A 21005-nucleotide genomic window follows, 5' to 3' on the forward strand; every position below is an offset into this window, starting at 1 on the left:
ATGGAGGATTATGTGGCGACCTTTATTGAAAAGATGAAAAAGCGGAACGACACCTGCATCGGCGTCTTTTTGGGACAGCAGGCAAAGGAGCAGGACATCCCCTGCCTGTTTGTCCGGGGAGCCGTGCTGGTGAAGGACTATGAAATAGAGGATGACCGGATCGTCATGACGGCTTCGGCATGGAACGGAGTGTATGAGCAGGCTGAGACCTGCTTTAAAGATGTGGAGATCTGCGGCTGGTTTCTGTGCAGCGGGGACAGTGGTCTGACGGATCTTTATAATCTGCAGAAGAGTCATAATGAGAACTTCAAAAGTCAGAATCAGGTGCTTTTCCTGTACGACGGGAGCAGGGAGGAAGAAGCAGCCTACCGGTTTGATTTTCACGGAGCGCACCGACTGAAGGGCTACTACATATATTATGAGCGTAACGAACAGATGCAGGAATATATGATTTCCCTGGAACCGTCCAGAAAGACGGAATTCTCGCTGACACCGGCGTCCAGGGGAGTCTCTGACCAGGCGGCCAGACAGTTCCGCACGATCATGGAGACTAAGCAGGGAAAAGAGGGACAAGCAGTTAAAATGGCTGCCGGCTCCCAGGAAAAAGAAACTGCCGGTCAGAATAAAAAACAGGTGCCGGGGACGGGTGTTTCCCGGTTTTTAAGGACGGTCAGCGTGGCGGCCCTTTTGTGCGGCGCAGGATTTGGCATGGCAGCCTGGTATAAGTATGATAAAATGCAGGGTGTGAAAGATGTTTTGGCCGTATTTGCCGGAAAAGACAGTATTGTGGAGGAGACGACTTCGGCTGCCGGGGCCTCGGTGGGAAAGGAAGAGAGCGGACAGGCAGTGGTGAGCGAGGTGCCGGGCAACGTATACCCTTCTGAAGCGGCGTCCGGCAGTGAGACCGTGCCGGGATCTTCCACGGCCGGGACAGATGCACAGACCTCCCAGACTCCTGCTGAGTCCGGAAGCGCGGAGACGACCGCCGAAGAAACGACGGCCGCAGAGACAACGTCTGCCGAGTCGGAAGGACAAGCAGCGGAGGCGCCTGTTTACCGGGAATATGTGGTACAGAGCGGGGATACCCTGAACAAGATCTGTGTGGAAATCTATGGTAATACCAATGCGTCTCTCGTTTCGGAAATCTGTTCACTCAACGGCATGGATAACGCAGACTTTATATTCGAAGGACAAACGCTCAAGCTTCCCGAAAAAGAATAGAGGGATATAAAATGAAAAATACCAGGAATCTGATTTTAAGTAGTGCTATTATGGATTGTTTATTGTATAATTAAAATCTAGAAAACAGGTAAGGAAGCTTGGAATGGAAAACAAAAGAGACAGAGAAAAAAGAAAACGGCAGCTTCGCGAGGGTATCATTGACAGTGAGAACCTGGAACAGGACGAGGATCTCCGGGAAGATATAAAAAAACATAGGCAATTCCGGGTAGTGATCACGGTTTTATTGATTGTCGTGATCGCAGCCGGACTTTTTGGGTATCACTATTACCAGACGCATCACCAATACCAGAAATTCAGCGCCAAGTGGGAAAAGGAGCTGAGTGAGGGAAGCTTTTCCGGTTATGAGGCGTATGGAGAAAATGTGGTGAAGTATACTCGGGACGGAGCCTCTTATATCGACCGGCGCGGAGAAGAACTGTGGAACCAGGCATTTGAAATGAAATCTCCGTTCGCCCGAACCAGCGGGGACTATGTGGCGATTGCGGACAAGAACGGATATTCCATATACATCTGTGATAAAAGCGGGTGCCAGGGAGTGGTGACGACTACGCTGCCCATTTCCAAGGTGGCGGTTTCTTCCACTGGCGTGACCGTGGCAATCCTGGAAGACAGCAAAAGTAATTTTATCGCATTTTATGATAAATCGGGCACGAAGCTGAAAATAGAAGTGCAGACGACGCTGGCAGGAAACGGATATCCCATCGATCTGAGTATTTCGCCTAACGGGATGCTTTTGATGGTTTCTTACGTTTACCTGGATCAGGGAATCATGCAGAATCAGGTGGTATTTTACAATTTTGACGAGGAAGGCCAGAATGTAAAGGACCGGCTGGTAGGGGGCTTTAAGGAATACGGCTCGAATATGGTGGCAAAGGTGCAGTTTCTGGACGACCGGTATGCCTGCGCGTTTGCTCAGGACCGTCTGTGCTTTTATTCTCTTGAAAACACGGTAAAGCCGGAGCTTTTGCAGCAGGTTGATGTGGAAGGAGAGATCTCCAGTATCTTTTATTCGGACAAGTATGCCGGCATGATCGTTAAAAATGAGAATGGAGATAAAGAACTGATGGTCTATGGGAGCTCGGGCAGGCTGGTATTCCGGAAGGATGTTGACATGGAATATGAAACCGCGGAAATCTCAGGAAACCATGTGCTCTTATACCGGGAAGCGGAGTGCTCAATCTATAATATGTCAGGAATCCTGAAATATCACGGGACTTTGGACGGCAGTATTGAGAAGCTCATTTGTCTCGGAGATAATAAATATATCCAGATCGGCCCCCGGTTCATGAAAGAGCTGGAGCTGCAGTAAAAACGGCGTACTGCCGATGCGAAAGAGGGAAAATATGACAATGAAGAAACCAGTACTTGTAATTATGGCCGCGGGCATGGGCAGCCGTTACGGCGGACTGAAGCAGATCGATCCGGTGGATGAGTATGGAAATATCATCATGGATTTTTCTATATATGATGCGAAACAGGCCGGATTTGAAAAAGTGGTATTTATTATAAAAAAGGAAAACGAGGCGGATTTCCGGGCGGCAGTGGGGAACAGGATCGGAAGCCAGATGGAGACCGCTTATGTCTATCAGGACCTGCATGACATTCCCGCGGGATTTGAAGTGCCGGCCGGCCGGGTGAAGCCCTGGGGGACCGGCCATGCGATCTTGAGCTGCAGAAATGAAGTGGACGGTCCTTTTGCTGTGATCAATGCGGATGACTACTATGGGAGAGAAGCGTTCCAGGTGATCTTTGATTATCTGGTGACTTATGAGGATGATTCCAGATACCGCTTTGCCATGGTGGGATACCAGGTGGAAAATACGCTTACAGATCATGGCAGTGTGGCAAGAGGCGTCTGTGAGACGGACGGAGACGGCATGCTCACGGCTATAACGGAGAGGACGCGCATTGAACGGAGAGGTGCTGATATTGTTTTTGCGGAGGATAATGGAGAAACGGTGAAGATTCCAGAGGGGACTCTGGTATCCATGAATCTGTGGGGGTTCAGCAAAAGTATTTTGAAAGAGATGGAGCTCCGTTTTCCTGCATTCCTGAATCGGACATTACGGGAGAACCCCATGAAGGGCGAATTCTTTATCCCTACGGTAGTAGGAGCCCTAATCGAGGAAGAGAGAGCCTGCGTCCAGGTACTCCATTCTCATGACAGGTGGTTTGGAGTCACCTATAAGGAAGACAAGGAAGCGGTGGTCAGAGCGGTCCGGGATTTAAAGGAAAAGGGACTTTATCCGGAACGGCTTTGGAGCTGAACACCGCATAAACAGGCAGTTTTATGAAAAATTAAGAATGTTTATATTAGTTTATGAGCGCCGGGCGGCAGAATGTGTTATGATGTACCATAGGCGGAGAGGGTATTCCTGACTGCCATTTGGATAAAAGGGAGATGCAGGATACGTGAAGCTGAGAACAAAATTGATGATCACCTTTTTTACTATCGTTCTCGTACCCATTGCGATGGTATATATTTGTATTTTTGCGTTGGGAAGCTTTCAGGCGCGCACCTTGAAATCGGATTACGATATCACCGGAGTCGGAGACATGTATTCCGGAGCTTCTGTTCAGGTGTTTAATTCTCTGACCATGAATGTACAGCATGATATCTATGAGATCGCCAACAAAGATCCGGACCAGTTTGAAGATGCCGGGTACCAGCAGGAGCTGAACCAGAGGCTTGCCGGCAAATATTCCTTTCTGGTCATCCGAAAGGGTGAGGAAATCATTTTCAGCGGGAACACAGACGGAGACGAGGCAGAACTAAAAACAGAACTGCCCGATTACAGGAGCAGCGATGAGAGGAACGACAACAAGTCTGGAAGTGTGTTCAGCAGTGACAGCAAAAGACTGATCAAGCAGCAGGACCTGACCTTTTCGGACGGGACCCGCGGAAGCGTGTTCATCGTGACCTCCGTTGGTGAACTGATTCCTCAGATTAAGAGTATGTTCCGGGATATGACGCTGGCGGTGCTGATTCTGCTGATCATGATATCGGCGCTTCTTACCATGTGGGTCTACCGGGCGATTCTCCGGCCTCTCGGGGAGCTTAAAAAAGCCACGAAGGAGATCAAAGAAGGCAATCTGGATTACGAGCTGAAGATCAAGGAGAAGGATGAGATCGGGCAGCTCTGCCTGGACTTTGAGGAAATGCGCCAAAGGCTTAAAGACAACGCAGAGGAGAAGCTGGAGTACGATAAGGAAAATAAAGAGCTAATAAGCAATATCTCCCATGATCTTAAGACCCCTATTACAGCGATCAAGGGATATGTGGAGGGTATTATGGACGGGGTGGCATCCTCCCCGGAGAAGCTGGATAAATATATCCGCACCATATATAACAAGGCAAACGATATGGATAAGCTGATTGATGAGCTCACGTTTTATTCCAAGATCGACACCAATAAGATTCCGTACACCTTTTCCAAGATTGATGTAAACGCCTATTTTGAGGACTGTGTGGAAGAGATAGGACTGGAGCTGGAGTCCAGGAATATCGATCTGGGGTTCTTTGACTATACGGAAGGGCCGGTGATGATCATTGCCGACGCGGAGCAGTTAAAACGTGTCATCAACAATATTGTCAGCAATTCCGTTAAATATTTGGATAAAAAGAAAGGTATCATCAATATCCGTCTTAAAGATGACGGAGATTTTATACAAATAGAGATTGAGGATAACGGCAAGGGCATCGCAGCCAGGGACCTGCCCAATATTTTTGACCGGTTTTACCGGACGGATTCTTCCAGGAACTCTTCCAAGGGCGGAAGCGGCATCGGCCTGTCCATCGTGAGGAAGATCATAGAGGATCATGGCGGGCGTATCTGGGCCACCAGCAAGGAGTCCATAGGAACTGTGATGCACATTGTGCTGAGAAAATACCAGGAGGTAGTACATGAGTAGGATTTTGATCGTAGAAGATGAAGAAAGCATCGCGGAGCTGGAAAAAGATTATCTGGAGCTCAGTGGTTTTGACGTGGACATAGAGACAGACGGCAGCCAGGGGCTTGACCGCGCCCTGAAGGAGGATTTTGATCTGCTGATCCTGGATCTAATGCTTCCCGGTACGGATGGATTCGAGATCTGCAAACAGGTGAGGGCGGTGAAGAATACTCCTATACTTATGGTTTCGGCCAAAAAGGATGATATCGATAAGATCCGGGGGCTTGGCCTTGGCGCAGACGACTATATTACGAAGCCATTCAGCCCCAGTGAGATGGTGGCCAGGGTGAAGGCGCATCTGGCCAGATATGAAAGGCTTATCGGGAGCGGGATGCCTGAAAATGAGATTGTGGAAATCCGCGGCCTGAAGATAGACAAGACCGCGAGACGAGTATATATAAACGGAGAAGAAAAGAATTTTACCACGAAGGAATTTGACCTGCTCACTTTCCTCGCGCAGAACCCGAACCATGTATTCACCAAGGAGGAGCTGTTCCGGGAAATCTGGGATATGGAATCCGTGGGAGATATCGCGACCGTGACGGTGCATATCAAGAAGATTCGTGAAAAGATTGAGTTTAATACGGCCAAGCCTCAGTATATCGAGACCATATGGGGTGTGGGCTACCGGTTTAAAATGTAATACAGCGTATAAATCCCGTGCTTCTGCCTATACTAAGCCCAGTATAATAAATGCCCTCGGGCATCTAAAAGGGCGGAAATTTGGATGGGACAGGACGGCAAAGGGCGAAAATTAAGTGAAAAACAGAAAAAGGCCCTGTTGGTAACAGGAATCACCGCGGCAGTATATATTTCTTTCAAATATCTACTGCCTCTTGTGATTCCTTTTTTAACGGCCTACTGGGTCGCGCTTCTGGTGCGGCCGGGCTCCAGATGGCTCCATAAAAAACTGCGTTTGAAGGAGGGGATATGGGCATCTCTTCTGGTGACCGCATTTTCAGCGCTGCTTCTGACGGCTGTGTATTTTCTGGGACGTCTTTTTCTGGAGCAGCTTTTTATGGCGATCAGGAGGCTTCCTGTCTATACCAGATATCTCTGCGGGTGGCTGGACGATCTGTGCTGCCGCTGCGACGATTCTCTGGGGTTTGCGAAAGGGACCTCTCTGGAGTTTATATATACTCAGTGTGAGAACATCATGAGCCGTATGGGCGATATGGCCGGCGTGTTTGTAATGGATAATTCCATGGCAGTTTTGAAATGGGTGATAAAAGGCGGGGCGTTCCTGGCGATCGTGTCCATTGGAAGTGTGCTCATGGTATCCTCCATGGGAAGAATCCGCAGGTATCGGAACATATCTGTTTTCCGGCAGGAGATCACGACCGTCACCGGATGCTTAAGCCGGGTGGGCAAGGCGTTTTTCCGCACTCAGATTCTGATCATGGGCCTCACTTGTCTGGTATGCGGCACGGGGCTTTATCTGCTGGGAAATAATTACGCAGTGCTGCTTGGAGTCCTGATCGGGCTTTTGGATGCGCTGCCGGTATTTGGTACCGGTACGGTCCTGATTCCGTGGGCGGTCTTTTCTGTCCTCCTCGGCAATTGGGCTTATGCCATCGGACTGACGGCAATCTACGCCATCTGTTATTTTCTGAGAGAAGTGATGGAGGCCAAGATGATGGGAGGCCATATGGGGATTCCTCCGCTGGAGATGCTGATGAGCATGTATATTGGACTTATGCTGTTTGGAGTGGCCGGGTTCATATTGGGACCCTTTGGCTTCATGGTCATAAAAGAGCTAACGGAGATGTACGGAGGAAAGGGTATACGGGCATGACAGCGTACGAAAACAAACGGGCCTGTAATTCGTTTGACAGTCTGAAGGCGGCTAAGGTATAATAATTGTGAATCGTTTCCAATTTTGCGGCGCGAAGGTGCGGAAAGGAGACTATATGTTTTGCAGTAACTGCGGACAGAAGTTAAATGAAAATGATAAATTTTGTGAGAATTGCGGGAATCCGGTGTATCAGGAGCCGGAAGACTCGATTCCCAATTTGGAAAAAGAGATCATGAAAAATATGGAGGATGAGCTGATTTTCGAAATACCGGCTGGAGCTCAGTCTCATCCGGAGAATCCCCATCGTGAAGGGCCGCGTACCGGAGGGGCATATGGCCAGGCAGGGGCCGGTCCACAGCCGGGTAATACATATGATCATCTCGGCGGGCGCAGCGAGGAACCTCCGGCCTATGGATCAATGCCGGGCGTTCATAAAAAGCAGCCGGAGAAAAAGAAATCCAGACTATGGATCATCATTCTGGCGGCTGTGGCGGCAGCTCTGCTGATCGGAGCAGCGGTTTTGTTTTTTATGGTTTCCGGTCCTGTGAGTAAACTGAAGGCCAGCGTGAGAGACAGAGACTGGACCCGGGCGGAAGCCCTGTATGAAAAGAATTTTGCAGGAAAAGACAGACGGGAGCAGCAGGCCGCCGGCATTTTAGGGGACGCAGTCCAGGAGATTCAGTCTGAATTTATATCAGAAACCACGGATTATCAAACGGCGAGGCGGTATCTCAAAGCCATATCAGGATTCTGGGATGATGAAAGTGTGGAAACGGCGCTGGAGAGCATCAGGGAGCTGAATGATTCAAGGACGGCCTTTAAAGAAGCGGAAGCGTGTATGGAGGATGAAGATTACGCCGGGGCCATTCAGAAGTTTTCGGAAGTGATAAAGGCGGATGGGAAGTATGAGGAAGCCAGCGCTCGTCTGGAAACGGCCAAGTCCAAGTATAAAGATAAAGTTCTCAATGAGTCGCAGGCTCAGGCGGAGCTGAATGACTATGATACTGCTATTGCCCAGGTGAAGGAAGCTTTAAAAATACTTTCGGGTGACCGGGACCTGCAGGAGAAGCTGGAAGAGCTGGAGGACGGACAGGAAAAGTATGCCATTCAGTCAGTTCTCGATCAGGCGGACAGCTATGCGTCAAAGGGAAATTATTACAGTGCGCTGGATCTGCTCCGGAATACGTTAAAGGAAAATCCTGGAAATGAAAAGCTGTCCCGGGCGCTGGAAAACTACCGGCAGAAATACCAGGAGGATATTCTGGGCAAAGCGCAGGCCGCTTTGGGAAGTGATGAGAATTATGACGCGGCTGTCGTCGTCCTGGACGGCGCCCTTCATACTTTGGACGGGGATTATCCGGAGATCGAACAGGTTCTCCGGGAAAAGCGAGAAGAGTATATTCAGGCGCAGCTGGCAAAGAGCCAGCAGGACAATTCAGTCTCTTCCGCGGTGGGCAACTGGAACGTGACCACAGTGACCACAGGAACATATGAGATGCCGGCCGGCGATTTCCTGATGTACGGAGGGATGATGAACACACAGATGCGTCTGGAAATTTATGACACAGGCGAATTTTATCTGGACATTCTGGGGAAAACAGGAGAAGGGACATGGTCCGCGGACGGTCAGGAGAACGGCCGCTATATCCTGACCATGGGAACGGATACGCAGCCTGTGACCATAGACGGCGCCGGAAAACTGAGTATGGAGCTGGATGGAGTACTTCTTAAATTTGAAAAAGAAACATCGGCTTGACAAATACTTTCAAGTATCCTAGAATAACTTTATATTTGCGGAATATGAGAAACATGGCGTTGAAGAGGGTTAGTAAATGGCGGACTGTCAGTCCAGAGAGAGGGCCGGAGCTGGAAGGTCCTTCTGGCAGAGCTGTTGAACCTGCCTTGGAGCCCCATATGAAAATATGGCGCGGTCCCGGCGATATGGGGAAGAGAGATAGCCGGTCTCCGGCTAATGAGGGTGGTACCGCCGAACTTCGGCCCCTTGTTCCATGTGGAATAAGGGGCTTTTTATATTCATTAAAAATCACGCCCCATAATTAATTATTTTAAGGAGAATGAGATATGGCAAAGGAAAAGAAATTAGTGGAATCCATTACTTCCATGAGTGAAGATTTTGCTCAGTGGTATACGGATGTGGTGAAAAAAGCAGAATTGGTAGAATACTCCAATGTCAGGGGATGTATGATCATCCGGCCCAACGGTTATGCCATCTGGGAAAATATACAGAAAGAGCTGGACAGGCGCTTTAAAGAGACCGGCGTGGAGAATGTCTATATGCCCATGTTTATCCCGGAGAGTCTGCTGCAGAAGGAAAAGGACCATGTGGAAGGCTTTGCGCCGGAAGTTGCCTGGGTGACCCAGGGAGGCCTTGAGACTCTGCCGGAGAGGCTTTGCGTGCGTCCGACCTCTGAGACTCTGTTCTGCGATTTTTATTCCAGGATCATCCAGTCCCACAGAGATCTTCCGAAGCTTTATAACCAGTGGTGCTCTGTAGTCCGCTGGGAAAAGACGACGCGTCCGTTTCTGCGTTCCGCTGAATTTTTATGGCAGGAAGGCCATACGGCCCACGCTACAGAGGAAGAAGCGGAAGCCCGGACCATTCAGATGTTGAATGTTTATGCGGATTTTTGTGAAGAAGAATTGGCGATACCGGTAATAAAAGGACGCAAGACAGATAAAGAGAAATTTGCCGGCGCTCATTCCACCTATACCATTGAAGCGCTTATGCACGACGGCAAGGCGCTTCAGTCCGGGACCAGCCATAATTTTGGCGACGGATTTGCAAAGGCTTTTGATATTCAGTATTCTGACAGCCAGAACCAGCTCCAGTACGTGCATCAGACATCGTGGGGCATGTCTACCCGCATCATCGGCGCGCTCATCATGGTGCATGGAGATGACAGCGGACTGAAGCTTCCTCCGAGGATTGCGCCGGTGCAGGCAATGGTGATTCCGATCTCTCAGAGAAAAGAGGGCGTGATGGAAAAAGCTGCTTCTCTTCGCGATGTACTGAAAGCGGCCGGTATCCGTGTAAAGCTGGATGATTCCGACAAGAGTCCGGGCTGGAAATTCAGCGAACAGGAAATGAGAGGGATTCCTATCCGTGTGGAGATTGGTCCGAAGGATATGGAACAGAACCAGGCGGTGATCGTCCGCCGCGATACCCGTGAAAAGATTGTGGTATCATTGGATGAGCTGGCAGACAAGGCGAAAGAGATTCTGGACTGCATCCAGAAGGATATGCTGGCGCGGGCGAAGGAACATTTGAAGGAGCACACCTATGCGGCCAGGGACTATGAAGAGTTCAAGAAGATTGTGGCAGAGAAGCCGGGATTCGTAAAGATGATGTGGTGCGGCGACGAGACATGTGAGCTCAAGATTAAAGAGGATACCACAGCGACCTCACGCTGTATGCCGTTTGAGCAGGAACAGATCACGGATGTGTGTCCGGTATGCGGAAAGCCTGCAAAGACAATGGTATATTGGGGCAAAGCATATTAATGACAAAAAAGTAAAAGGAATAGAGACAAACAGCTCCGCTGCCAGTTATGGCGGCGGAGCTGTTTTCTTATTCATTCCACATTTCGGTGTCTGGTTTCCATTTCTTCTGCCGTTATGCCAAGCTCCTCCTGGAGCATCATGACGATGATATCGAAAAGCAACATAAGACCCTGCTCAAACTGATTTCCCATAAGCTGTTTCGTGGGAACCAGATGATCTCCGGAAGAATGGAAGGAGGTGGCGGGCATCATAGTCACAATATCGGCCATGTCAGCAAAGGGATTGGAAGGCATGGCGCTCATATGGGCCAGAATCGCACCATGTTTCCTGGCCTCTTCCATCACATGTCCCATGATCGCATTGTTTCCGCATCCGCAGGAGATAATTACCAGATCGCCCTTTTGAATGGCGGGTGTAGTGTCATCGAACATCCAGTGAGATTCTTTGCCCAGATGCATGAGCCTCATGGCAAAGGATTTGGTGGAAAGGCCTTCCCGGCCGAGTCCGAATAAGAAAATCCGCGGAGCTTTTTTGATGGCCTCCAGCAGCGGGCGGACAGATGTGTCATCCATACGGGAAAAGACTTCGCCCAGTTCTGAGACAACGGTTTCTGAAAGTTTATTAAAGTCTGCCATAATCAGTACCTCTTTCTCTGTTTAGATGAGGTCAACGGGTATCCTGCAATGAATATCATACCGTCATGAATTCAGACTTTACGTATTCAGGATAGCAGAAAAGAAAAAGAAAGGCCATGGACAAAATCCCCAATATAGGCAGATAAAAATGTAGGGAGTTCACAAAGAAAAAAAAGGTGAAGGATAAATCAAAAAATATTGAAAGGGAAATGTACAAATATCCCAAAAAGGCAATCTCAATTATGAAGGAGACAAAAAACGGAAAATGACTTCCAAAATATCAGGATTTACTTGTGAACGATGACGATATACGATGAAAATGCAATGGATATCGCCGGAATCAGACGAGGAAAAAGTGTAAAATTTTGCCGGAAGGTGAGCATGGAGGTGTCAGTATGAAAAAAATAACAGCAGTTTTGTTGGCCGCAGCTATGGTCCTTTGTATGGTCTCATGCGGAAAGCCAAAAGAGACAGGAGCCGGTGAGGGCGAGACGAAGACAGAAGCCGGAACGGCGGAAAAAACCACAAAAACAGCGGATAAAGAGTCCAGTGAGAAACCGGAGGGGAAAGATAAAGATTCCGGCCTCAGTATGGAAAATCTGAAAGTGGGGTTTGCACAGCTGGGCCTGGATGGATGGAGGACCGCGCAGACGGCCAGCATGGTAGAGGAAGCGGAAAAACGCGGTATTGAGATGGTTATGACCAACTGTGAACAGAGCGCGGAAAAGCAGCTGTCCGATGTGGAGGATCTGCTGGCGCAGGGATGCAATGTGATCGTGATTCCACCTGTGGACGCGGATGCGATTCTCCCGGCGCTTGATGCCTGCCGGGAAAAGAATGTACCGGTATTCTTGGTCGACCGCGGCGCCAATGCAGTGGCAGGAGAGGACTATGTGACCTGCATCGTATCCGATTTCGTATGGGAAGGTGAACAGTGTGTAAAATATCTGACGTCTGCTCTTTCGGATAAAGAGACGATACGTGTCGTGGAAGTGCAGGGGACGGCAGGCGGCACCGATGTAAGAGACCGTCACCAGGGCTTTATAAACGGAGTGGAAGCGGCCGGAAATATCGAGATCATCTCTGATCAGTGCGCGAACTGGGACCGGGCGCAGGCGCAGAATGTGATCGAGAATGTCATCCAATCCACGGGCGGGGAGTTTGATGCCATATACTGTCACAACGATGAAATGGCGCTGGGTGCCACACTGGCGCTGGAGGCCGCGGGTCTGACGGATATCATTGTCTGCGGCATTGACGGACAGAGAGAAGCGATTCAGGCCATCATAGACGGGAGGCCGCTGAAAGCGATTGCGACCTGCAGTCCCTTATTTGGGCCAAAAACCTTTGACACTATTGAAGCATATGTGAACGGAGAAGAGCTGGAGCCGCTTCTGATCAATGAAGACTATCTGATCACACCGGAAAATGCGGCGGAAGCCATTGACAAGTACGCCTATAATTGAGACTGTCTGCTGAATGAAAGTGGAGCAGACAAAAAATGCGCCGGTGCTCTTAAAGCGCCGGCGCGCTGTTTTCTGGATGGCTTACTAGAAATGCAAGGAGGGTAACAATGGCAAATATCCTGGAAATGAAAAACATCTCCAAATCCTTCCCGGGAGTCAGAGCGCTGAATCATGTGGATTTTTCCGTAAAGGAAGGGGAGGTCCACGCTTTGATGGGAGAGAACGGAGCCGGTAAGTCTACCTTGATCAAGGTCCTCACCGGTATTTACCAGCCGGACGGAGGCGAGATTGTTTTTCAAGGAAAGAAGCAGAGCTTTCGGAATTCCCATGAGGCTCAGACGGCGGGGATCAGCACGGTGTACCAGGAACTGAACATGATACCGTATCTGACGGTGAGTGAGAATATCTATGTTGGATTCTATCCGAAAAATAAGTTTGGAATTGACTGGAAGAGGATGAACCGGGAATCACAGGAGCTGGTAGACGGACTGGGACTGGAGCTGGACGTAAGGCGCCAGCTGAACAGCTATGGGACCGCCCAGCAGCAGATGACCTCGATTGCCAGAGCAGTCAGTCTGAACGCCAGGCTGGTGGTAATGGATGAGCCGACTTCTTCTCTGGACACCAATGAGGTGAAGATGCTTTTTGGAATCATACGGAAGCTAAAGGAGCAGGGAATCTCTGTAGTCTTCATTTCTCACCGGCTGGATGAGATATTTGAGATATGCGACCGGACATCGGTGCTGAAGGACGGGGAATATGTGGGCACTTATGAAATGAGCCAGATTACCCAGCTGGAGCTCATATCGAAGATGGTTGGGAAAGATCTGGCTGTCGGGGAGAGACGAGTTCGGAGTACTCCGGTGGATGAAGAGCATACGGTCCTTAAGGCAGAAGGGCTTTACAGCTTTCCAAAGGTAAACGGCGTCAGCCTGGAGATCAAAAAAGGAGAGGTTCTGGGGCTGGCAGGTCTTTTGGGGTCGGGCAGGACGGAAACAGCAAAAGCCATATTTGGCTGCGAGGAGTACCAGAGCGGAAAAATTTTTGTGGATGGAAAAGAAGTACATTTTAAAGAACCGCATCAGGCTGTGAAAGCCGGCCTGGCATTCTGCACAGAAAACCGGAGAGAAGAGGGGGTTCTTCCGGATGTCTCCGTCAAGGATAATATCACGGTCTCTTCTTTAAAGCATATCTGCCGGAAGGGTTTCATCAGTGAGAAAAAGAGAAAAGTACTTTCAGATAAGTATATTGGAAAGCTGCGGATAAAAACGCCCACGGACGCCCAGCTTCTTAAAAACCTGTCGGGAGGCAACCAGCAGAAGGTCATTTTGGCCCGTTGGCTGGCTACGGATCCCAAGCTTATCATTCTGGATGAGCCGACCAGGGGAATTGATGTGGGAGCAAAACGAGAAGTTGAAAAGCTGATAGTGGAATTTGCGGAACAGGGGATCAGTGTCCTGTTCATCTCCTCTGAGCTGTCAGAGCTGGTGAGAAATTGTGACCGTATTGTGGTGCTAAGAGAGGGACAGGTCGCGGGAGAACTGGAGGACAGGGATATAAACGAACCTAATATCATGCAGATAATAGCGGGGGCGTCTTTGCTGGAACGCAGCAGAAAGGAGGATGAGGGAGGCAGTGAAGAAAAGAAAGACGGAACAGAATCATGATTTATTATATCGATACGGAGCGGCGATCGCGCTGGCGCTTTTTACTGTTTTCAATTGCATATTTACGAGGAATTTTGTGAGTGTCACGACTTTCTGGAATCTTTTAGTACAATCCACCACCATCCTGATGCTGGCCATGGGGATGACGCTGGTGATCGCTACCGGAGGGATTGATATATCTGTCGGGTCGACTATGGCGCTGTCGGCCATTGTCCTGGCGCTGTGCGTTTCCAAGGGCCATATCGCGGCCGGTGTCATATTGGCGGTGCTTTTGGCAGCGGCCGGAGGCCTGTTCGCGGGGACCTTGGTCGCCAGGTTCCGGATTCTGCCTATGGTGGCGACTCTTTCTCTGCAGTATATGCTGAGAGGAATCGCTAAGGTGGTGGTGGACGGATACCGGATCAGCTGTATGAATGATGCGTTTACCGGCTTTGCCAGAATCCGGATAGGAGGAGTTGTGCCGATACAGGTCCTGATCATTGTACTTACAGTTGCGGTAATGTATATAGTCGTTAACCGTATGAGCTTCGGCGCAAAGCTGGAAGCTTATGGAAACAATCCCGCTGCGGCGAGGATTTCAGGTATCAATACGATGGCTCTCTGCACATTTTGCTTTGTGCTTTGCTCCATATTTGCCAGCTTTGCGGGGATTCTGGAAACGGCCCGCGTGACCAGCTGTGACCCGGCTACCATGGGTTATCAGCTGGAGACAGACGCAATCGCAGCTGTGGTGGTGGGCGGAACCCCGGTGACCGGAGGGAAGCCAAACATTCTGGGTACGTTCTGCGGTGCGGTCCTGCTCCAAATGGTGACGATAATGGTGAACATGCATAACATCACATATTCCTATTCTCTGATGATCAAGACTGTGATCATTGTGGCGGCAGTCTATCTTCACAGACGTGGACACAGATAGGAGGGCCAGATTATGAAGATTTGGAATTTTATAAAAAAAGCGGTCAGGAGCAACGTCTCGCTGGTCGGCCTTTTCATCATGCTGGTGCTGGCCTCGTGTATCAACCAAAATTTTCTGTCCATGGAAAACCTCAGCAACGTGTTCCGCCAGATCAGCCTTACCGGGCCAATCGCCGTCGGGATGCTGTTTGTCATCTTGTGCGGCTCCATTGATCTGAGTGTGGGCTCCGTGTTCGCGCTTGGAGCGGTCGTAACACTGTACTTCAGCAAGTATTCGGTTGCTATGGCCATCGCCATGCCTCTTTTATGCGGAGCCTTTTTCGGGTTCATCAACGGCCTTTTGGTGGGATGTATGAAAATGCCGCCCTTCGTAGGGACCATTTCCACGCAGATGTTCATAAGAGGACTGGTGCTGGTCTTGATCGGAGAAAACACTTATTCTGTGGGGAAGCTTCCAGGAAGCCTGCAGGTTTTGGGGAAAGGAGAATTTTTTTCTTTTATCACAGTGCCGGCCATTATCTTTGTCGTATTGCTGGCCGCCGGTTCCTTCCTTTTAAACAGGACCAGGATAGGCAGAAATATGTACGTGGTGGGAGGAAATCCGGAATCAGCCACCATGATGGGGATCAGTGTGCCCGCGACGCTTATTACCGCTTATACCCTGAGCGGTATGCTGGCCGCTTTTTCCGGCATGATCGTGGTGACGAGGATAGGGTCGGCATACCCGCTGACTGGACAGGGGAATGAACTGGCTGCCATTGCCGGCGCCGTGATCGGCGGCGCATATCTTTCGGGAGGCGTGGGAAAGGTCTCCGGGACTTTTATAGGAGTGACCATTATGGGGCTTTTTACCAATGTGTTTAACATGCAGTCATTTCTCAGTTCCTTTTGGGAACGGGTATTTACCGGAGCGATTCTGATAGCGGTGGTATTTGTTCAGGCCGTGATCACACATCAGAAGACCACGGGAAAAAAGAAACGGAAGATACTCACGGCTTCGTGAACATGGCGCGGTATTCGGAAGGAGAGTGGCCGGAATATTTTTTAAACACAGTGCTGAAATAAGATGTGTTCAGATATCCCGCCTCTTCTCCGATCGCGGCGATCTTCCTGTCGCTTACCGTAAGGCGGAGCTTGGCGTAGTCAACTCGTTTCCGGTTTACATAATTGATAAAGGTGTCACCGCAGCGGGTGGAAAACAGACTGGAAAAGTAGGAGGGATTCAAATGTACGTGACGGGCCGTCTCTGAGAGACAGAGATTCGGATCGTTCAGGTGACCGTCGATATACCGTTTTGCTTTCAGAATCAGGGCGTCCACATTCAGAGCAGGCTGCCGGAGGAGCTGTTCCGTGATATAGGTGAGCAGCTCTCCCAGGCGGAGCCTCATCTGGGGGAGAGAAGCGCTGGCTGAAAAGCCGGTCTTTTCAGGGGCCTCGTTTAGGAGCTTCTGAAAATCCACACCCTCTGCCGACAGGCGTTCTCCCAGGGTATGGAGCAGAGAGCGAACGAAATAATAGACATTGGATACGGGAGAAGGCTGGAGACTAAGCTGCCTGAAGGCCATGTCCAGGGTAGAATTCAGCTTATAATGGTTTCCGTTCAGGACAGCCTCCACCAGAAGGCTCTCGATATGGGACCAGGCCGCATAGTCTTCATAGGGGACAGGATAGGACTGAGCGGAGCGGAATACGTGTTTATCAGGGAAAATACTCCTCAGGTTCAGCATGTTCACAGAAGAAGAGGTGGAAAGAAAAATACTGTTCGGCCCGTGGCAGATATCGCTGACAGTTATGATGTATTCAGGACCATATAATTCTTGGATGCTTTTTTCCATAAAATCAACTGTCTCCCGGCATAAACGGTCTGCGGAACGTTCATCTTTTTCAAGAATCAGGAACTGCATGAAGTAAGGCAGCATACAGAGCCGGATGACGGAATCCTCATGCCGGGAAAGATAAGAAAAGAAATCCTTGTACAGAAATTGAGTTTTTTTTGAATTAAAGAAGTTGATGGAAACGGCGCCATAAAAAGCGTGATTCAGTTCGTGCAGGAGCTCTTGGCTCTGTTCTGCCATTTCCATGGTCAGAGTGCCGTTTAAAAGGGTGTGGATCAAAAACTCTCTTTTCTGGGAAGCCGGGACCAGGGACATGGAAGCCTTGCGGACGGCGGCCGTCAGCTCCTCCGGCTCGACTGGTTTTAAAAGGTAGGAGGACGCTCCCAGATTTACCGCTTTTTGGGCGTATTCAAAATTATCATGTCCGCTTATGAAGATAAGACGGATGTCAGGATAGAGGCAATGCAGATGCTCCAGAAGTTCAAGGCCGGAAAGGTCAGGCATACAGATATCAGAAATAATGATATCGGGAATCAGGCCTTCTTCCAGACGGGCCAGCGCTTCCTTGCCGTCGGCGGCCTCAAAGATGACACAGCATCCTTGGTCCTGCCATGGAATGGTATGTACCAGACATTTTCGGACAAAGCTTTCATCTTCCACTACAGCCAGTTTGATCATTGGGCATACACTCTCCTTTGTTATTGCATCTGGGAATCAGGATAGAAACAGTCGTATGGTCGGTACACTCGATACTGAGCCCGTAAATGTCGCCGTACCGGGACTTCAGGCGGTGGTTGATATTATAGATGCCAAAGCCTCCTGTCTGGCCGGCAGGAGTTTCTGGAAGGACGTTGGTGGCCAGCATCTGATTGATGGCGTCCAGATGGCAGGTGTCCATTCCGATACCGTCATCCATTACCCGCAGCAGGATATCTTTCCCGGAAAAAGAAATATGGATCTGGATGCTTCCACGGAACGGATGTCTGGGTGAGATTCCATGAGTAATGGAATTTTCTATGAGAGGCTGCAGAAGCAGCTTGGGAGTGTAGAATTCCAGTAAAGAGGGGTCATCTACGCGGATCTCATAAAAAAGCTGTTTTTCATATCGGATAGACATGAGCTCAAGGTACATTTTGGCGTGCTCCAGTTCGTCCTGAATCCGAATATAAGGGTGGCCCTTGCTAAGGGAAATGCGGAAGAGCTTGGAGACAGCCATCAGACTTTCCAGGGCAGTCTGGGAGTCATTGCTTCTGATATGCCAGGCAATATTGTCTAGGGTATTGTACAGAAAATGTGGATTGATCTGTGCCTGAAGCGCGGCAAACTGTGTCTTGCGTATTTCCGTCTGTTCTTCCTCCAGCTTCTGAAACAACTGGCCCACCTGTTCCACCATGGTGTTAAAGGAAGAGAGAAGCTGGTTGATCTCTACCAGGTTGGTGTCAATGGAAATCTGGGCCTCCAGATTTCCATGTTCCACATCGTCCATAATCTTTAAGAGCTGGTTCAAAGGCCTGGATATGGACCTGGAAAAGCGGCTGGAACAGAAAACGGCCAGGATTGTGATGGCAAAGGAGACGGTCAGAAAGACGATTACGGCAATCTGTAAGGGGTTCTTCATCAGAGAAAGGACGGAGCAGCGCAGCGTGAGAGTCCAGCCGTTTTCCAGCGGGCTGCTGACTGACAAAGGATGAAAAAAATCCGTACCTTCCGTGTTCAGGTATTCTATGACCGTTTCTCCGTCTGCTTTGTGGAGACGGATATGACAGGCCTGCTCCGGCAGGTTTTCCTGCAGGATGTCCTGTATAGTGTTTTCTGCAATGTCGGCCAGAATGATACCACAGCTCTGGCCGGTACGGAGATTGATCAGAGCATAGCCCATGGTAATGTACGGTCCGGACAGGTTGTGTACCATCAGTGACTGGGGGACAAGTCCGTACCAGACGCAGGAATAGTTCTCACGGCGTATTTCCTGATACCAGCCCTCATCCTGATAGTGGATGTCGTAGAGATTGAATTCTTGTCCTTTAAACGTCCGGCCGTCTTCCAGAAGCAGACATACAGAGCTGACTGTATCTTCATATACGTGCCGGAGAGAATAGAGCTGGTTGTTGATGGTGAGCCGCTGGCGGTAGAAAAGGGGAGTCCCGCCGGCGGGATGCTCCCTCAGCATTTTCTGAATGTCCGCATTATTGGCTATGGTATCGCAGAGGACCTCGGCTCCGGAAAATATTTCATTGATCTTATCCGTACAGTAATGCAGGGTGTTGGTCATGGAACGGATAGTGGACTGTTCCAGAGAATGGTATAAGAGGCCGAGCATGATAGTGCCGGATATCAGCATGGGAATTATGGCGATTCCCAGATAAGTAAGTATGAGTTTACGCTGTATTTTCATAAAAATACCTCAAAAATCCAAGCTAATTTTTTACTATTATTAAATTATACAATAAAATAAGAGACAAAAGTTGAAATTACAGTAAAAAACTAAAATATAGAGGGATTCACAAAAACCACAAGTTATTTTGTGATAAACTAAAAATATCTAAAATAAATCCCAAATATTTTAAAAGTTCTATATGGATGACCAGTGACCAAAGATATGATATCTGGCGGGTTTGGAGGAAAATATGAGGAAAAAATGGATTTGCGGAATACTGCTTTTGTGCCTGGCCTGTGGATGCGGAGCCGGAACGGAAGATGAGACTGAGGAAAAAACGACGTTTGCGGAGAATCGTATTAAAATTGGATTTTCGCAGCCGGATATAAAAGGGGCATGGCGTGTCGCCCAGCTGGAAGATATCCAGAGGGAAGCAGAAGACAGGGGGTACGAGCTTATGGCCGCGTCAGCTGAAGAGGATGCCGGAAAACAGGCAGAGGATATAGAACGCATGCTGAATGAAGGATGTGAGGGGATACTGGTCTCTCCGGTAGATACAGATAAAATTTCGGAAACCCTGGAGCTGTGTGCGGAAAGGCATGTACCCGTTTTTTTGATTGACAGGATGGCCAACGCGGAAGCGGGCAGGGATTATGTGACGGCGATCCTTTCAGACCTGGCGGGAGAGGGAGAACAGATCGCTTACTGGGCGTCGGAGAAGCTGCGGGATATGGGGGTCTCCCAGGTGAAAGCGGTGGAGATAACGGGCAAGGTGGGAGGCTCTGATACAAGAGACAGGGCGATGGGATTCCGGAGAGGAGCGGAAGCTTTGGGAAATATCGAAATCGCCGCCTCCCAGTCGGGAGAGTTCTCCAGGGCAGAAGCGGCAGAGGTCATGAAAGACATCATCATCGCCACCGACGGAGATTTTGACCTGGTGTTCTGTCACAACGATGAAATGGCGTTGGGAGCGTATATCTCTCTGGAAAATGCAGGAATGGAGGTCGGGAGGGAGGTTCTTCTTTGTTCTATTGACGGACAGGAGGAAGCCTTTGAGGCGATTCTCGCCGGGAAGCTGTCATGTACGGTGACATGCAGTCCCCTGTTTGGAAAATCTGTCTTTGATACGTTTGAAAAATACCGGAATGGAGAAGAGGTACCGGCGAGGATCATCAACGAGGATATCCTGATCGACAGTGAAAATGTCTGGGAAAATATGGAGCTTGCATTTTGAGTAATGGGAAGCAAAATAGAGGCTTGACAAATGCTTAACAACGTGTTAGTATACAACTATCAAAACGAAGTTCCGATTACTGACGGATAATTGTGGAGTACCACAGTGGAATCGGAGCCATATAAGAGCCGACCGTCTGGGCAGCATTTGTTTCTGAATGTTGTCCTTTTTTGTTTTTAAAAGCTGGAGGGTTAGCCGGCCGGGAGCAAAAAGGGCAGAAATATTTATATACATATAGGAGGGTAAAATTATGGGATTCAAAAGTGACATCGAGATCGCACAGGAGTGCACAATGGCTCCGGTAACGGAGATCGCGGCAAAGGCTGGGATCGATGAGAAGTACCTGGAGCAGTACGGAAAGTACAA

At 49.4% G+C, this 21005-nt stretch carries 17 protein-coding genes, 1 riboswitch and 1 other annotated feature; of the genes, 14 read left to right on the forward strand and 3 right to left on the reverse strand.

Translation table 11 applies throughout. The features are described from left to right. The first annotated feature begins 12 nt into the window (after positions 1-12). From LQE92_RS14565 to proS, 8 genes are all read left to right on the forward strand, one after another. Positions 13-1221: a LysM peptidoglycan-binding domain-containing protein gene (locus LQE92_RS14565; protein ID WP_231063209.1), complete on the forward strand. Its 1209-nt coding sequence runs from the start codon at positions 13-15 to the stop codon at positions 1219-1221. A gap of 103 nt (positions 1222-1324) precedes the next feature. Next, entirely contained in the window at positions 1325-2551 is a 1227-nt protein-coding gene (locus LQE92_RS12080) for a DUF5711 family protein (protein ID WP_231063210.1), read from the forward strand. A gap of 40 nt (positions 2552-2591) precedes the next feature. Continuing rightward, the gene (locus tag LQE92_RS12085) at positions 2592-3509 is read left to right on the forward strand and encodes a nucleotidyltransferase family protein (RefSeq protein WP_231063211.1); all 918 of its coding nucleotides are present in this window, start codon (positions 2592-2594) and stop codon (positions 3507-3509) included. A gap of 145 nt (positions 3510-3654) precedes the next feature. Continuing rightward, on the forward strand, positions 3655-5154 hold the full coding sequence (locus tag LQE92_RS12090) for a sensor histidine kinase (RefSeq protein WP_231063212.1): 1500 nt from the start codon (positions 3655-3657) through the stop codon (positions 5152-5154). Continuing rightward, entirely contained in the window at positions 5147-5836 is a 690-nt protein-coding gene (locus tag LQE92_RS12095) for a response regulator transcription factor (protein ID WP_147597595.1), read from the forward strand. The genes LQE92_RS12090 and LQE92_RS12095 overlap by 8 nt, the downstream gene beginning before the upstream one ends. An 84-nt stretch (positions 5837-5920) precedes the next feature. Continuing rightward, positions 5921-6988 carry an AI-2E family transporter gene (locus LQE92_RS12100; RefSeq protein WP_231063213.1) on the forward strand — a complete coding sequence of 356 codons (1068 nt, stop codon included), beginning with the start codon at positions 5921-5923 and terminating at the stop codon, positions 6986-6988. A gap of 115 nt (positions 6989-7103) precedes the next feature. Continuing rightward, complete coding sequence (locus LQE92_RS12105) at positions 7104-8744, forward strand: zinc-ribbon domain-containing protein (protein ID WP_231063214.1); 1641 nt, start codon at positions 7104-7106, stop codon at positions 8742-8744. 50 nt (positions 8745-8794) lie between these two features. Beyond that, positions 8795-8994 (forward strand) — a binding site (T-box leader). 76 nt (positions 8995-9070) lie between these two features. Beyond that, positions 9071-10510 (forward strand): proline--tRNA ligase, encoded by a 1440-nt coding sequence (proS, locus tag LQE92_RS12110; protein ID WP_231063215.1) that lies wholly within the window; start codon positions 9071-9073, stop codon positions 10508-10510. 71 nt (positions 10511-10581) lie between these two features. On the opposite strand, the gene LQE92_RS12115 is transcribed toward proS, so the two are convergent. Continuing rightward, a complete protein-coding gene (locus LQE92_RS12115) occupies positions 10582-11145 on the reverse strand; it encodes an SIS domain-containing protein (RefSeq protein ID WP_231063216.1) in 564 nt (187 codons plus the stop codon). A gap of 395 nt (positions 11146-11540) precedes the next feature. Between LQE92_RS12115 and LQE92_RS12120 the strand changes: the two genes are divergently transcribed. From LQE92_RS12120 to LQE92_RS12135, 4 genes are all read left to right on the forward strand, one after another. After that, positions 11541-12611: an ABC transporter substrate-binding protein gene (locus LQE92_RS12120; protein WP_231063217.1), complete on the forward strand. Its 1071-nt coding sequence runs from the start codon at positions 11541-11543 to the stop codon at positions 12609-12611. Positions 12612-12718: 107 nt separating this feature from the next. After that, a complete protein-coding gene (locus LQE92_RS12125) occupies positions 12719-14278 on the forward strand; it encodes a sugar ABC transporter ATP-binding protein (protein WP_231063218.1) in 1560 nt (519 codons plus the stop codon). After that, the gene (locus tag LQE92_RS12130; protein ID WP_231063219.1) at positions 14247-15194 is read left to right on the forward strand and encodes an ABC transporter permease; all 948 of its coding nucleotides are present in this window, start codon (positions 14247-14249) and stop codon (positions 15192-15194) included. The genes LQE92_RS12125 and LQE92_RS12130 overlap by 32 nt, the downstream gene beginning before the upstream one ends. 12 nt (positions 15195-15206) lie before the next feature. Beyond that, the gene (locus LQE92_RS12135; RefSeq protein ID WP_231063220.1) at positions 15207-16196 is read left to right on the forward strand and encodes an ABC transporter permease; all 990 of its coding nucleotides are present in this window, start codon (positions 15207-15209) and stop codon (positions 16194-16196) included. On the opposite strand, the gene LQE92_RS12140 is transcribed toward LQE92_RS12135, so the two are convergent. After that, a complete protein-coding gene (locus LQE92_RS12140; protein WP_231063221.1) occupies positions 16183-17706 on the reverse strand; it encodes a response regulator in 1524 nt (507 codons plus the stop codon). The two genes, LQE92_RS12135 and LQE92_RS12140, sit on opposite strands and share 14 nt — an antisense overlap. Next, positions 17678-19423: a sensor histidine kinase gene (locus LQE92_RS12145; RefSeq protein ID WP_231063222.1), complete on the reverse strand. Its 1746-nt coding sequence runs from the start codon at positions 19421-19423 to the stop codon at positions 17678-17680. The genes LQE92_RS12140 and LQE92_RS12145 overlap by 29 nt, the downstream gene beginning before the upstream one ends. Before the next feature lie 232 nt (positions 19424-19655). Here LQE92_RS12145 and LQE92_RS12150 point away from each other — a divergent pair, with 232 nt between their 5' ends. Then, entirely contained in the window at positions 19656-20639 is a 984-nt protein-coding gene (locus tag LQE92_RS12150; RefSeq protein ID WP_231063223.1) for an ABC transporter substrate-binding protein, read from the forward strand. A 65-nt stretch (positions 20640-20704) separates the two neighbouring features. After that, a riboswitch (ZMP/ZTP riboswitch) is annotated at positions 20705-20788 on the forward strand. A 101-nt stretch (positions 20789-20889) separates the two neighbouring features. Further along, the coding region (locus tag LQE92_RS12155; protein WP_231062612.1) for a formate--tetrahydrofolate ligase at positions 20890-21005 on the forward strand (116 nt) is incomplete at its 3' end.

It is taken from the genome of Lientehia hominis (assembly GCF_021044755.1).
GTDB lineage: Bacteria > Bacillota > Clostridia > Lachnospirales > Lachnospiraceae > Lientehia > Lientehia hominis.

Coding starts and splice junctions, on each gene's coding strand:
- LQE92_RS12080 (WP_231063210.1), top strand. CDS start 1,325: ATGGAAAACAAAAGAGACAGAGAAAAAAGAAAACGGCAGCTTCGCGAG.
- LQE92_RS12085 (WP_231063211.1), top strand. CDS start 2,592: ATGAAGAAACCAGTACTTGTAATTATGGCCGCGGGCATGGGCAGCCGT.
- LQE92_RS12095 (WP_147597595.1), top strand. CDS start 5,147: ATGAGTAGGATTTTGATCGTAGAAGATGAAGAAAGCATCGCGGAGCTG.
- LQE92_RS12100 (WP_231063213.1), top strand. CDS start 5,921: ATGGGACAGGACGGCAAAGGGCGAAAATTAAGTGAAAAACAGAAAAAG.
- LQE92_RS12105 (WP_231063214.1), top strand. CDS start 7,104: ATGTTTTGCAGTAACTGCGGACAGAAGTTAAATGAAAATGATAAATTT.
- proS (WP_231063215.1), top strand. CDS start 9,071: ATGGCAAAGGAAAAGAAATTAGTGGAATCCATTACTTCCATGAGTGAA.
- LQE92_RS12115 (WP_231063216.1), bottom strand. CDS start 11,145: ATGGCAGACTTTAATAAACTTTCAGAAACCGTTGTCTCAGAACTGGGC.
- LQE92_RS12120 (WP_231063217.1), top strand. CDS start 11,541: ATGAAAAAAATAACAGCAGTTTTGTTGGCCGCAGCTATGGTCCTTTGT.
- LQE92_RS12125 (WP_231063218.1), top strand. CDS start 12,719: ATGGCAAATATCCTGGAAATGAAAAACATCTCCAAATCCTTCCCGGGA.
- LQE92_RS12135 (WP_231063220.1), top strand. CDS start 15,207: ATGAAGATTTGGAATTTTATAAAAAAAGCGGTCAGGAGCAACGTCTCG.
- LQE92_RS12140 (WP_231063221.1), bottom strand. CDS start 17,706: ATGATCAAACTGGCTGTAGTGGAAGATGAAAGCTTTGTCCGAAAATGT.
- LQE92_RS12145 (WP_231063222.1), bottom strand. CDS start 19,423: ATGAAAATACAGCGTAAACTCATACTTACTTATCTGGGAATCGCCATA.
- LQE92_RS12150 (WP_231063223.1), top strand. CDS start 19,656: ATGAGGAAAAAATGGATTTGCGGAATACTGCTTTTGTGCCTGGCCTGT.